Below are 12,108 nucleotides of genomic sequence, written 5' to 3'. Positions count from 1 at the left end.
AACAATGTTCAAATGCCAATGGGAAAACGTTTTCGTCGTTGTTAATTTGCCGCATGAATCTTGATTCATGGTGAAGTTTAGTGGAAACAATAGACGGTTAGTAATGATGTCTATACATTCAGCCGTAGCAACAATCATCAGTTAGCTCCAACGTTGCTATCAACAGCTACTCAACATTACGAAAATAAAAGAGATCGCACATGAAGAAGAATTTCCCATTTGCAGCGTTGTTGTTGTCCGCCAGCCCCTACGTCCTGGCCCAGGCCCAGGCCACCGCCGTCGCCCCAGCCGCCGCCGCGCAGACTGCCGCCGCGGCCGACGTGACGCCGGACGATATCCAGAAAGTGGTGATTGTTTCCACCGGTAGCCGCGGCGCCCAGCGCACGCTGGTCGACACCCCGGTCCCGATCGACATCATCGGTGCGCGCGACCTCGGCAAGACCGGCCAGGCCACGCTCGATAAATCCCTGCAATTCCGCGTGCCGTCCTTCAACACCGTGCAGACCCCGGTCAACGACGCCACCTCGCTGCTCGATCCCTACGAGATCCGCAACATGGGCCCGAGCCGCGTGCTGATCCTGGTGAACGGCAAGCGCAAGAATTCCAGCGCGCTGATCTACACCCAGACTTCCCCGGGCCGCGGCGAAAGCGGCGCCGACATTTCGGCGATTCCGGTCGACGCCATCAAGCGCATCGAAGTGCTGCGCGACGGCGCCTCGGCCCAGTACGGTTCCGACGCGATCGCCGGCGTGGTCAACATCATCCTCAAGGACAATGCCGAAGGCGGCTCGGTCACCGCGCGCGGCGGCATCACCCACGAGAGCGACGGCAAGATGGGCGGCCTGTCGCTGAACCAGGGCATGCCGCTGGGCGGCGACCGCGGCTTCTTCAACTACACGCTCGACGTCTCCAAGGTCGGCCTGTCCAACCGTCCCGGCATGGTCGACCCGCGCGGCGAGGCCAGCGACTTCAGCGATCCGAAGCACGGCGTGCCGGTCTCGCAGGTGCTGGCGGCGGCGCAGGCCTTCGTCAAGACCCATCCGGACGCCGGCAACATCAACGGCTCGCCGGAGACCCGCTCCGCCAAGGCCGAGTTCAACACCCGCTACGACCTCAGCGACACCACCAGCGTCTACGGCAACGCCGCCTACGTGAACAAGAAGGTCAACTCCTTCGCCAACTACCGCACGCCGTACTGGCGTCCGACCGACTACGGCCTGCTGCACGGGCCGCAGTACACCTACGTCGGCTATGTACCGACCTTCGTCGGCACCCTGGACGACTACAACGCCACCGGCGGCACCAAGTTCCTGGTGGGCGACTGGAACGCCGACGTCAGCCTGACCTACGGCGGCAACAAGCAGGGCTACGCGGTCGGCAACTCGGTCAACCGCGGCATGCAGGAAGACTACCTGGCGCACATCATCACCACGCCGTCGCCGACCAGCTTTGACGCCGGCGGCGTCAAGTTCAGCCACTGGGTGCTGAACGGCGACATCTCCAAGCAGCTGAGCAAGGACGTCAACTTCTACGCCGGCACCGAACTGCGCCACGAGAACTACGAGACCATCGCCGGCGACGCCGCCTCCTACTACGGCAGCGGCGCCGATTCCTACGCCGGCAACGCGCCGCAGAACTCGTTCCCGTCGTCGCGTTCCAACTATGGCGCCTATGCCGGCGCCACCTGGGATATCAGCCCGGCCTTCCTGATCGACGCCACCGGCCGCTACGAGAAGTACACCGACTTCGGCAGCGCCTTCGTCTGGAAGACCTCGACCCGCTACAAGATCAACGAACAGTTCACGCTGCGCGCGTCGGCCTCGACCGGTTTCCGCGCGCCATCGCTGGCGCAGATCTACACCCAGAAGGCGCAGTACTCCTTCGTGCCGGGCAAGGGCATCCTGGTGTCGGGCCTGGTCAACAACATCTCGTCGGCCGCCGCCGCCTTGCAGGTGCCCAAGCTCAAGGCCGAGAAGTCCAACAACATCACGCTGGGCCTGGGCTTCAAGCCGGACAACAACACCAGCATCACGATCGACTACTACAACATCAAGGTCAAGGACCGCATCGTCCTGAGCACCGAGATCAAGCCGATCTGCAATCGTGACGACTTCACCGGCCCGACCGCCGATGCCGACTACACCGCCTGCGTGGCGGCCAGCCCGCTGGACCAGCAACTGGGCAAGGCCAACATCGTCTCGGCCAGCTTCTTCGTCAACGCGCTGACCAGCCGCACCGAAGGCATCGACTACGTCGCCTCGCGCAAGAACATTGCTTTCGCGGACGGCAAGGTGACGCTCAACCTGTCGGGCAACGTGTCGCTGAAGAACGAACGCGAAGGCGCGGTCAACAATCCGGGCCTGATCGCCTCGGCCAACCAGTCGGTGCTCAACGCCACCACCGAAGCGCTGATGTTCACCTCGCGTCCGAAGTTCAAGACCATCATCGGCGCCGACTGGGATTACCAGCAGCTGAACCTGTCGCTGAACAACACCGTGTTCGGTCCTACCCACTTCCGCAACGCCGGCATGGATGAGAACCTGGAAGTGGCGTTCAAGACCAAGATGGTGACCGACTTCTCGCTCTCCTACGCGCTGACCCCGAGCACCACCTTGTCGTTCAACATCAACAATATGTTCAACACCACGCCGAGCTGGCACTTCAACGCCCGCAACGCCAAGGGCCAGGCCATCCTGGACAGCAAGGTGGTCGATTCCGTGACCGGCATGACGCCGTACGAGGCGCAGACCAACCTGGTGACCTTCAACGGCCGCTACTCGATGGTGACCTACGATGGCTCGCAGTTCAGCCAGCTGGGCCGCACCTTCGCCGCCTCGCTGAACTATCGCTTCTAAGCGGCACGCCGCAGCTATAATGAGGTCCGCTGCTCCGCAAGGGGCGGCGGACCTTTTTTTATGGAGTGCTACACATGGTTTCGTTACAAGATCAATTGCTGAAGGCCGGCCTGGTGGCCAAGAACAAGGTCAAGGTCGCCAATCAGGAAAAGAGCAAGCAGAAGAAGGAAGAGCGCCGCTCCGGCACCCAGAGCGTCGACGAAGCCAAGCTGGCCGCGCAGGAGGCGCAGCGCAAGCTGGCCGAGCGCAACCGCGAGCTGAACGCGCAGCGCGACGCCGTCGCGCAGCAGAAAGCCATCCTGGCGCAGATCGCGCAGATGGTGCAGCAGAACCGCCAGGACAAGGGCCGCAACGGCGACATCGCCTACCACTACACGCACGGCAGCAAGATCGAGCGCATGTTCGTGACGGCGGCGGTGCGCGAGCACCTGGTGGCCGGCCGGCTGGTGATCGTGGTGCTGAACGGCGTGGCCGAGCTGGTGCCGCGCGTGATCGCCGACAAGATCGCCGAGCGCGACGCCACGCTGGTGGTGCGCGTCAACAAGAGCGCCGCCGTGGTGGAGGAAGACGACCCTTACGCCGCCTTCCAGATCCCGGACGATTTGATGTGGTAACAGATCCGTCGGCCGGTGCGCGTGCGGACGTCCGCTGCGCACCGGCGATGTTGTTTAATAATGGAAAATAAATTTCCAACTAGACATTTCAGTTGTTCTTGTGATATTTTTGCGCGGTTCGATGTTTTTCGCTTCGATTTAACGCTTTTCGCTCAAAAATAATTCACCAGGGATAACTCATGAAGTCATTCAATTTCTCGCGCAAGCTCGTCGCGGTTGCGGCATTGGCGCTGTTGAGCACCGGCGCGGCCATGGCCGGCACCAACGGCGACACCGTCAATGCACGCTATTTCTTCCCGGACGCCAATTCGGTGTACTCGGACCTCGGTACGGCGACGGTGAGCGGAGCGGGCGCCAATTTTTCCGGCATGGGATACTTCCAGCTGCACGTCACCGACACCCAGATCATTGCCGATCATTTCGTTATTTCGGCAATGTGGGGCCGGGAACCGTTCAATGGTTTTAAGGTAAGCGACTTGAGCAAGGATTTCTCGCAGTCGTACTCGGTGGACGGCAGTACCAATATGGTGGGCTTCAGCGCCGCCAACGTTGCCGTCAATGGCGCGGTCGCGTCGATTAACTGGAATAGCCTGGCCTTTAATACCGGTACCAAGGTTGTGCTCAATATCAGCGCCGTGCCCGAACCGGAAACCTACGCCATGCTGGCCGCCGGTCTGGGTCTGCTGGGCGTGATGGCCCGCCGCCGCAAGGCCTGAACCAGGCGCTAGCCGCATACAAGAACGCCCACGCTATATCGTGGGCGTTTTGTTTTGCGTTGGGGAGGTCAGGCGCTCAAGCGCGCCTTCAGCAGGCTCATGCCTTGCGCCAGCAGGCCGTCGGCCGGCACTTCGCCGTGCGGCGTCAGCTGGTCGATAATCTGCGGTAGCAGGCTGGCCAAGCCGGACGAGACCTGCTGCGGATCGATGCCGGCCTGGCCGGCGATCTGCTGCAGCTGGTCCGAGCCCAGCGCATCCTCCAGCTGGTCGCCGGAAATGGCCTGGTTGGGGCCGGTGCCCACCCACGACATGACCTGCTCGGCCAGTCCGCTTTGCTTGAGTTGCTCCAGCACGGCCGGCACGCCGCCGGCATGGTCTATCATCGCCATCACGCCCGACAGCAAGTTCCCCTGCTGCGCTTCGCCTTGCTGGCCGCCCAGCGATCCCAGTACTTGTCCTGCCAGTTGATCCAGTAAGCTCATCATGTTCTCCGGTGGGGTAAGGCAATGGAGATGGCATTTTTGCACTGAATCAAGGCCGGGGCAAGCAACTTTTGCGGCGGCGCAGCATGGCTCGCCGCGTCAGGCCAGCAGCTTGAGCAGGGCCGCCGCCGCCGCTTCCGACGAGGCCGGATTCTGGCCGGTGACCAGCAGGCCGTCGGTGACGGCGTAGGCTTGCCAGTCGGCCAGCTTGGTGTAGAGGCCGCCGTGTTCCTTCAGCATGTCCTCGACCAGGAAGGGCACGACCTGGGTCAGGCCGACCGCTTCCTCCTCGGTGTTGGTGAAGCCGGTCACCTGCTTGCCGCGCACCAGCGGGCTGCCGTCGGCCGCCTTCACGTGGCGCAGCACGCCGGGCGCGTGGCACACCGCCGCCACCGGCTTGCCGGCCGCCAGCATGGCTTCGATCAGCGCGATCGAGGCGCGGTCCTCGGCCAGGTCCCACAGCGGGCCGTGGCCGCCCGGATAGAACACGGCGTCGAAGTCGGCCGCCGAGACCTCGGCCAGCTTGCCGGTGTGGGCCAGCACGGCTTGCGCGGCGGTGTCGGCCTTGAAGCGGATGGTGGCCGGGGTCTGCGAATCGGGCGCGTCGCTTTTCGGGTCCAGCGGCGGCTGGCCGCCCAGCGGCGACACCACCGTCAGCTGCGCGCCGGCTTCCTTCAACGCGTAGTAGGGGGCGGCGAATTCCTCCAGCCAGAAGCCGGTTTTGTGGCCGGTGTTGCCCAGCTGGTCGTGCGAGGTGAGTACCATCAGGATGTTCATGGTCAGTCCTTGTGTGTGAGGTGGAGGGGCTTACAGTGCAGCTTCAAGAATGCGGCGGCTGCGCGCCAGGTCGATGTCGCGGTGTTCGCCCAGGCTGGTCATGCCGTGCGCGGCCAGCTGCGCCAGCACGGCTTCGACCGCTTCCTGTCCCAGCTGGTAGGCCGACAAACGGGTCGGGATGCCGAGACCTTCGAAGAACGCGCGGGTGTGGGCGATGGCGGCGGTTATGCGCTGCTCCTCGCTGCCGTCGCGGATGCCCCACACGCGCTCACCGTATTGCAACAGCTTTGCGTGCTTGGTGGCGCGCTGCACGTCCAGCAGCGACGGCAGCACCAGCGCCAGGGTGCGCGCGTGGTCGATGTCGTACAGCGCGGTCAGTTCGTGGCCGATCATGTGGGTGGCCCAGTCCTGCGGCACGCCCGCGCCGATCAGGCCGTTCAGCGCCAGGGTGGCGGTCCACATCAGGTTGGCGCGGGTGGCGTAGTCGTCCGGGGCGGCCAACGCCTGCGGGGCGATCTCGACCAGCGTCTGCAGCAAGCCTTCGGCAAAGCGGTCCTGCGCCAGCGCCTGCACCGGGTAGGTCAGGTATTGCTCGACCGTGTGGACGAAGGCGTCGACCAGGCCGTTGGCCACCTGCCTGGTCGGCAGCGTGAAGGTCTTGGACGGATCGAGCACCGAGAATTGCGGGAACAGCAGCGGGCTGCGGAACGGCAGCTTGGTGTGGATGGCCTTGTGGGTGACCACGGCGCCGTTGTTCATTTCCGAGCCGGTCGCCGGCAGGGTCAGCACGGCGCCGAAGGGCAGGGCGCGGCGCACCTTGGCGCCGCCGCTCTGGGCGATCTCCCACGGCTCGCCGTCGTACAGCGCGGCGGCGGCGACGAACTTGGTGCCGTCGATGACCGAGCCGCCGCCGACGGCCAGCAGGAAGTCGATCTCATCGCGGCGCACCTGTTCGACCGCGCGCATCAGGGTTTCGTAGCTGGGGTTGGGTTCGATGCCGCCGAATTCGCGGCTGACGCGTTCGCCGAGCGCGCGCCGCACCTCGGCCAGGGTGCCGGTCTTTTCAGCGCTGGCGCCGCCGTAAAGGATCAGCACACGGGCGTTGTCCGGCACCAGCTTGGACAGCCGGGCGATGGTGTCGGCGCCGAAGACGATCTTGGTCGGGTTATGGAATTCAAAATTGTTCATGCGAGCTCCTGTTATTAGACTGGTCGTCTAGTGATGCGCTAAAAAAACGGGGTCAAGTCTGACATTCGGACACGGGCCCAGCCGTAACGGCCAATACGGCTGGCTTCGTGTCCGAATGTCAGACTTGACCCCCATGGGTGTTGGTTGGCAGGCCCAGCATGGTTAGCGTGGTCTGCCAGGCGGCGCGCAGGGCGCTGGGCTCGCGCCGCAGCTTGGTCAGCAGCGCCGCGCCCAGCCACAGCTGGTACAAGGCCAGCGCCGTCAGCTTGGCGTCGGCCACCTGGCGCAGCGAACCGTCGGCCTGCGCCTGTTCGAGGCACACCGCCAGGCGGGCGACGATGCGGTTGGTGCCCTCCAGCAGCGTGACGCGCATGGCTTCCGACATGTCGGCCACCTCGCCGCTGAGCTTGACCACCAGGCAGCGGCAGTCGCAACTGTCCGCGTCCAGGTCGTCCCAGCTGGCCCAGTAATCCATCAGCGAGCGCGCGGCGCTTTGGCCGGGCTGGCTCAGCACGGTTTCCATCTGCGCCAGGTAGCGCTCGATATAGTCGTCCAGCAGCGCCTCGCCGAACAGCTCCTTGGACTTGAAGTAGTGGTAGAAGGAGCCCTTGGGCACGCCCGCCGCCGTCAGGATCTCGTTCAAGCCCACGCCGGCAAAGCCTTTGCCGGTGATGATGGTCTTGCCCGTGTCCAGGATGTGCTGGCGGACGTTGTGGTGTTCTGTGGTCATGGTGGACGCATCATAACACAATTAGACCAGTCGTCTAGTCCTGCGGGTCAGCGCGCCGATCACGCCCAGGCCGGCGAGCAGCATCGCGTAGGCGTCCGCTTCCGGCACGGCGCGCACCACCAGCTGCTCGCCATACGGAGAGGCGCCCGGCGCGCCGGCCCAGGAGCCGAACGGCTGGCCCTGGCCGTCCTGCCAGTCGCAATTGCTGTAGCTGTTGCTGAAGTAGGGCGCGGCGCAGGCGGCGGCGCCGGCCAGTTGGCCGTTGATCGCGGAAAAGTAGGCGCCGCTCATGGGATCCGTGCCGCCCAGCGGCACGTTGGCGCCGGCGAACAGGAAGTCGCTGGCCTGCGGGGCGTCGGCCAGTTCCGCGGCGGTCGGCAGGCGCCAGCCGAATTGCGACTGGTAGGACAGGTCCAGCCCGCTCGACGCGGGCAGCGGCGAGGCCCATGCCCAATCGAGCTTGTTGCGCGTGATGTAGGCGTTGCTGGCGAGCGGCGCGTCGATCTGCGCCGCTACGGCGGCGCCGACGGCGGTGCACAAGACGATGGCGATGGTCAGGCGTTTGACAAAAATCATGGCTTCCTCAATTCGATGGGCGGCGTAGGGAGAAAAATGTTACATCGACAACTGCCAAAAAACAATTAGAATAATTGAACTAAAATTAAGTTTATGCCACCGCAGCAGGAATCTACACAGGAATCGCCATGCAGCTGTCCGCCGCCCTGCCAAGTCAAGCCCAGCTGCACGCCTGGCTGCCGCCCTTTGTCGCGGCGGCGTTGGCGTGGAATCTGCTCGCGCTGTCCGGCGCGCTGGCCAGCTATGGCGACGCCCAGCAGCATGGCACGGGCCACGCCTCGTTCGCGCTGACGCTGCTGCGCTTTGTGGCGCAGCACTTGCCGCTCGTGGCGCTCAGCCTGGTGCTGGCGGTCGGCTTTTATCGCGCGCAACGGCGCGCGCCGCAGTTGGCGCAGCTGCTGCCGGCCTATCTCGGCGTGCTGGCGCTGGGCGTGCCCCTGCTGTGCATCTGGCAAAGCGCGATCGACGGCGTTTTCAGCGGCAGGGGCCTGGCCTCGCCGCTGGCCTTGCTCCAGCAGCAGGGCGCGCTCAGCTGGTGGTTCCAGGCCCTGCTGCTGACGCTGGCGTTCTGCGCCCACCTGGCCTACAGCGCCTGGCGCCACGCGCATGCGCAGGCGCTGGCCTGGCAGCTGGCGCAACAAGCCAACCTGGCGCTGCGGCTGCGCTTGTTGCAGGGCCAGCTGGAACCGTATTTGCTGTCGGGCGCGCTGGCCGGCATCGCCCGGCTGAACCGCCAGGGCTTGCGCGAGCCGGCCACGCGGGCGCTGGCGCGCTTGAGCGACCTGCTGCGTTATGCGCTGCGCGCCAGCCGCTCGGACTGGCAAAGCGTGGCCGATGAGGTGCGCTTCCTGCGCGACTATCTCGACCTGCAGCGCATCTGCCGCGACGCCGGCCTGGACGTCGCATGGCAGCTGGAAGCGCTCGACTGGAGCGGCTACCGCTGCCCGCCGCTGCTGCTGTTGCCGCTGCTGGAGCAGGCGCTGGAGGCAGCGCCGCCGCGGCTGACGGTGCGCATCGTCCGCCAGCCAACGGACGAGGGCGGCCTGGTGCTGGTCGAACTCAGCTATCCGCACGGGGCCCGCGCGGGCAGGGGCGCGGCGCTGGCAGCGCTGGAGGCGCGGCTGGCCTTGCAGTACGGCGGCGCCGCCACGCTGGCGCTGCAGACCGATGGCGAGCTTACCCATCTCCGCCTGGCCTATCCGGTGGCGCGCCATGATGATTGACGCCATCGCCCTGCCGCAAGCCGCGCCGGCATCCGCGTGGCCGGCGCTGCGTGCGCTGCGCGCATGGCGGCCGTGCCTGCTGATCCTGCTGGGCTGGCAGCTGCTGGCGCTGCTCGAAGCGCTGGCCAGGGCCATCGACGCCGGCCACGCCGGGCGCGCGCTGGCGCTGCCGGCCTTGCTGTCGACGCTGATGCTGCAATACCTGCCGCTGGTGTGCAATAGCTGGCTGCTGGCGCTGGTGTTCCGCCGCTGGCCCGAGCGGCTGGCGCGGCGCTCGGCCTTGCTGCTGGCGCTAATGCTGTCGATGGCGGTGTTCCTGCCACTGCTGACCGGCGTCGATATCCTGGTGGTGCTGCTGCGCGACGGCCGCCCGCTGGCCGACTTCCCCGCCATGCTGGACCAGGTCGGCCGCATGACCTGGTGGTACAACCTGTTCGTGGTGGGCCTGGCCTTCCTGGCGCAGGCCGGCTACAGCGCGTGGCGCCGCGGCCGGCAGCAGGAACTGTCGGCGCAGCGGGCGCAGACGGAACACCTGCAACTGCGCCTGGGCCTGCTGCAAGGCCAGCTCAAGCCGCACTTCCTGTTCAACGCGCTCAACAGCATCAGCGCGCTGGTGCGCACCGCCGATGCGGCGCTGGCCGACCAGGCGCTGGGCCATCTGGAGCAGCTGCTGAACTATGCGCTGGCGGTGGGCCAGGGCAAGCCGGCCAGCGTCGCCGACGAGTTGCATTTCCTGCGCGGCTACCTGGCGCTGCAAAGCCTGCGCTACGGCGACCGCATGCAGCTGGACTGGGCGATCGAGCAGCGCGACTGGAGCCGCCATGCCTGTCCGCCGCTGCTGTTCCAGCCGCTGGCCGAGAACGCCGTGCACCACGGCGTCGAGGCGCACCAGCAGCCTTGCCGCATCCACATCGGGCTCGAGTATGCCGCCGGCATGCTGCGCCTGCGTATCGCCAATCCGGTGCTGGCCGCCTCGCGCGCCGGCACCGGCCTGGGTTTGAGCATGACGCGTGAACGCCTGGACATCCTGTACGGGCCGCGCGCTGAACTGAACATAGACGCCGATGAACACCACTATGCGATCGAACTACGCTTCCCCGTCGACGGCCCGGCCCAGGACGGTCCTGATCGTCGACGATGAACTGCCGGCCATCGCCAACCTGGAATGGCTGCTGGCCCGGCATCCGCAATGGCGGGTGCTGGAATCGTGCCGCTCCAGCGAGCAGGCCAGGGCGCGCTTGCAGAGCGCGCCGGTCGACCTGATCCTGCTCGACATCCAGATGCCGGGCCAGTCCGGCCTGGAGTTCGCGCGCGAGCTGTGCCAGCGGCCGGGCGCGCCGCTGATCGTGTTCGTCACCGCCTACGACGAGCACGCGCTGAGCGCCTTCGACATCTTCGCGCTGGACTATATGCTCAAGCCCTTCGACGACGAACGCTTCGACCTGATGCTGCGGCGCGCGGCGCTGATGCTGGAGCTGAACCAGCAGGCGGCGATGAACGGCGCGGTGCACGCCTACCTGCGCGACCGCGCCGCCGACGAGGCCGGATACAGCGCGCCGCCCTTGCAGCAGGTGGTGGTGCGCACCGCCGCCGGCCTGGAGCGCATCGCCCTGGACGATGTGCTGTGGCTGGGCGCGGCCGGCAATTATGTCGAGCTGCATCTGGCCGGGCGGGTGGTCCTGCACCGCAGCACCATCACCGCCATCGTCGAACGCTTGCCGGAAGATGCGTGGGTGCGGGTGCACCGGACGGCCGTGGTGCGGCGCAGCGCCATCGCCGGCCTGCGCAGCGACAGCGACGGCTACTACGCGGTGCGCCTGGCGCAGGGCGATACGGTGCGGGTCAGCGCGCGTTACCTCAAGCAGGTGCAGGCCATGTTCGCCTGAAGGCCCGGTTCGTCCCAGAACTGGCGCGATTGATCACATTGTCATAGCCGACAGGTTTACCTCCGTGGCAAGCTAGCTTCACCTTATGGCTTACCTCAGGAGGAACACCAGAATGAACAAGATCGGTATCAAACTGCTGGCGCGGATGGCGGCGATGATTTTCGCCTGCGCCGCGCTGGGCGCAGGCGCGCACGCGCAGTCGCTGGAATCGGACAAGTCGCTGGAACAGAGCGTCAAGATCGTGCGCGTCCATAATCTCGATTTTCCCGTACTCGACGTCGGCAAAGGGCCTGTCGTCTTGCTATTGCATGGCTTCCCTGATTCGCACCGCGTGTGGCGTCATCAGGTGGCGCCATTGGTGCGCGCCGGCTACCGCGTGGTGGCGCCGGACCTGCGCGGCTTCGGCGACGCGCCCATCCTGCCGGCCGTGTCCGACTACACCATCGGCAAGGTGCTGGGCGACGTGACCGGCCTGCTCGATGCGCTCGACATCAAGCAGGCGCGCGTGGTCGGCCACGACTGGGGCGCGGTGGTGGCCTGGTACCTGGCGGCGTTCTTCCCGGACCGGGTGGAGCGGCTGATGGTGATGTCGGTGGGCGCGCCATGGAACCCGGCGTTCAACAGCATCGAGCAGCGCGAAAAGTCCTGGTACTCGCTGTATTTCCAGTTTGAAGGCGTGGCGGAAGCGCGCTTCCGGCAGAACGACTATGCCTTCTTGCACGCCCTGAGCCGCGACGAGGGCGACATCGACGCGGCCATCGCCCACTTCAAGCTGCCGGGGACCTTGACCGCCGGGCTCAACTGGTACCGCGCCAATTCGAAGCCGTCGATGCCGCCGCCGGACGGCACGCCGGCGCCGCCGACCCCCAAGGTGCATTGCGATGTGGTGGGCGTCTGGAGTGATCGCGACCACTACCTGACCGAGGAACAGATGCAAGCCTCGGTCGACGAAGTCACCGGCAAGTGGCGCTACCACAGGGTGGACGGGGCGGGCCACTGGATGATGCTGGAACATCCCCGTCGGGTCAGCGAACTGATACTCGATTTCCTCGAGCGTTAGG

General features: G+C 65.8%; 12 protein-coding genes. 7 read left to right on the top strand and 5 right to left on the bottom strand.

Features of this window, described 5'->3' with window-relative positions:
• Positions 1 to 200: 200 nt before the first annotated feature.
• From AC07OK_RS21510 to AC07OK_RS21500, 3 genes are all read left to right on the top strand, one after another.
• Positions 201 to 2,855 (top strand): TonB-dependent receptor plug domain-containing protein, encoded by a 2,655-nt coding sequence (locus tag AC07OK_RS21510; protein WP_494692199.1) that lies wholly within the window; start codon positions 201 to 203, stop codon positions 2,853 to 2,855.
• 74 nt (positions 2,856 to 2,929) lie between these two features.
• Positions 2,930 to 3,469, top strand: a complete 540-nt coding sequence (locus tag AC07OK_RS21505; protein ID WP_494692198.1) for a DUF2058 domain-containing protein — start codon at positions 2,930 to 2,932, stop codon at positions 3,467 to 3,469.
• A 179-nt stretch (positions 3,470 to 3,648) separates the two neighbouring features.
• On the top strand, positions 3,649 to 4,185 hold the full coding sequence (locus AC07OK_RS21500) for an FxDxF family PEP-CTERM protein (protein WP_494692197.1): 537 nt from the start codon (positions 3,649 to 3,651) through the stop codon (positions 4,183 to 4,185).
• Positions 4,186 to 4,253: 68 nt separating this feature from the next.
• Here AC07OK_RS21500 and AC07OK_RS21495 read toward each other — a convergent pair whose 3' ends face one another.
• From AC07OK_RS21495 to AC07OK_RS21475, 5 genes are all read right to left on the bottom strand, one after another.
• On the bottom strand, positions 4,254 to 4,670 hold the full coding sequence (locus AC07OK_RS21495) for a YidB family protein (protein ID WP_494692196.1): 417 nt from the start codon (positions 4,668 to 4,670) through the stop codon (positions 4,254 to 4,256).
• 96 nt (positions 4,671 to 4,766) lie between these two features.
• Positions 4,767 to 5,444 carry a type 1 glutamine amidotransferase domain-containing protein gene (locus AC07OK_RS21490; protein WP_494692195.1) on the bottom strand — a complete coding sequence of 226 codons (678 nt, stop codon included), beginning with the start codon at positions 5,442 to 5,444 and terminating at the stop codon, positions 4,767 to 4,769.
• Positions 5,445 to 5,474: 30 nt separating this feature from the next.
• On the bottom strand, positions 5,475 to 6,632 hold the full coding sequence (locus AC07OK_RS21485; protein WP_494692194.1) for an iron-containing alcohol dehydrogenase: 1,158 nt from the start codon (positions 6,630 to 6,632) through the stop codon (positions 5,475 to 5,477).
• Positions 6,633 to 6,750: 118 nt separating this feature from the next.
• Positions 6,751 to 7,362, bottom strand: a complete 612-nt coding sequence (locus tag AC07OK_RS21480) for a TetR/AcrR family transcriptional regulator (protein WP_494692193.1) — start codon at positions 7,360 to 7,362, stop codon at positions 6,751 to 6,753.
• Between the two features lie 21 nt (positions 7,363 to 7,383).
• A complete protein-coding gene (locus AC07OK_RS21475; protein ID WP_494692192.1) occupies positions 7,384 to 7,938 on the bottom strand; it encodes a PEP-CTERM sorting domain-containing protein in 555 nt (184 codons plus the stop codon).
• A gap of 128 nt (positions 7,939 to 8,066) precedes the next feature.
• Between AC07OK_RS21475 and AC07OK_RS21470 the strand changes: the two genes are divergently transcribed.
• The 4 genes from AC07OK_RS21470 to AC07OK_RS21455 all read left to right on the top strand — a co-directional run bounded on the left by AC07OK_RS21470 (position 8,067) and on the right by AC07OK_RS21455 (position 12,107).
• Positions 8,067 to 9,161 (top strand): histidine kinase, encoded by a 1,095-nt coding sequence (locus tag AC07OK_RS21470; RefSeq protein ID WP_494692191.1) that lies wholly within the window; start codon positions 8,067 to 8,069, stop codon positions 9,159 to 9,161.
• Positions 9,151 to 10,302, top strand: coding sequence for a sensor histidine kinase (locus AC07OK_RS21465; RefSeq protein ID WP_494692190.1), 1,152 nt, complete (start codon positions 9,151 to 9,153; stop codon positions 10,300 to 10,302). Before AC07OK_RS21470 ends, AC07OK_RS21465 begins: the two co-directional genes overlap by 11 nt.
• Positions 10,238 to 11,047 (top strand): LytR/AlgR family response regulator transcription factor, encoded by an 810-nt coding sequence (locus AC07OK_RS21460; protein WP_494692189.1) that lies wholly within the window; start codon positions 10,238 to 10,240, stop codon positions 11,045 to 11,047. Before AC07OK_RS21465 ends, AC07OK_RS21460 begins: the two co-directional genes overlap by 65 nt.
• A gap of 112 nt (positions 11,048 to 11,159) precedes the next feature.
• A complete protein-coding gene (locus AC07OK_RS21455) occupies positions 11,160 to 12,107 on the top strand; it encodes an alpha/beta fold hydrolase (RefSeq protein ID WP_494692188.1) in 948 nt (315 codons plus the stop codon).
• Position 12,108 lies beyond the last annotated feature (1 nt).

This window comes from Duganella sp. GW821-FHT07G03, from assembly GCF_059418605.1.
Note: the sequence above shows the minus strand (reverse complement) of the source record. Positions and strands in the feature narration are given on the sequence as shown.

Bases quoted from the DNA above. Each gene is read 5' to 3' on its own strand.
- AC07OK_RS21500 (WP_494692197.1), top strand. From the start codon at position 3,649: ATGAAGTCATTCAATTTCTCGCGCAAGCTCGTCGCGGTTGCGGCATTG.
- AC07OK_RS21475 (WP_494692192.1), bottom strand. From the start codon at position 7,938: ATGATTTTTGTCAAACGCCTGACCATCGCCATCGTCTTGTGCACCGCC.
- AC07OK_RS21480 (WP_494692193.1), bottom strand. From the start codon at position 7,362: ATGACCACAGAACACCACAACGTCCGCCAGCACATCCTGGACACGGGC.
- AC07OK_RS21490 (WP_494692195.1), bottom strand. From the start codon at position 5,444: ATGAACATCCTGATGGTACTCACCTCGCACGACCAGCTGGGCAACACC.
- AC07OK_RS21460 (WP_494692189.1), top strand. From the start codon at position 10,238: ATGCGATCGAACTACGCTTCCCCGTCGACGGCCCGGCCCAGGACGGTC.
- AC07OK_RS21455 (WP_494692188.1), top strand. From the start codon at position 11,160: ATGAACAAGATCGGTATCAAACTGCTGGCGCGGATGGCGGCGATGATT.
- AC07OK_RS21495 (WP_494692196.1), bottom strand. From the start codon at position 4,670: ATGATGAGCTTACTGGATCAACTGGCAGGACAAGTACTGGGATCGCTG.
- AC07OK_RS21485 (WP_494692194.1), bottom strand. From the start codon at position 6,632: ATGAACAATTTTGAATTCCATAACCCGACCAAGATCGTCTTCGGCGCC.
- AC07OK_RS21465 (WP_494692190.1), top strand. From the start codon at position 9,151: ATGATGATTGACGCCATCGCCCTGCCGCAAGCCGCGCCGGCATCCGCG.
- AC07OK_RS21510 (WP_494692199.1), top strand. From the start codon at position 201: ATGAAGAAGAATTTCCCATTTGCAGCGTTGTTGTTGTCCGCCAGCCCC.
- AC07OK_RS21505 (WP_494692198.1), top strand. From the start codon at position 2,930: ATGGTTTCGTTACAAGATCAATTGCTGAAGGCCGGCCTGGTGGCCAAG.
- AC07OK_RS21470 (WP_494692191.1), top strand. From the start codon at position 8,067: ATGCAGCTGTCCGCCGCCCTGCCAAGTCAAGCCCAGCTGCACGCCTGG.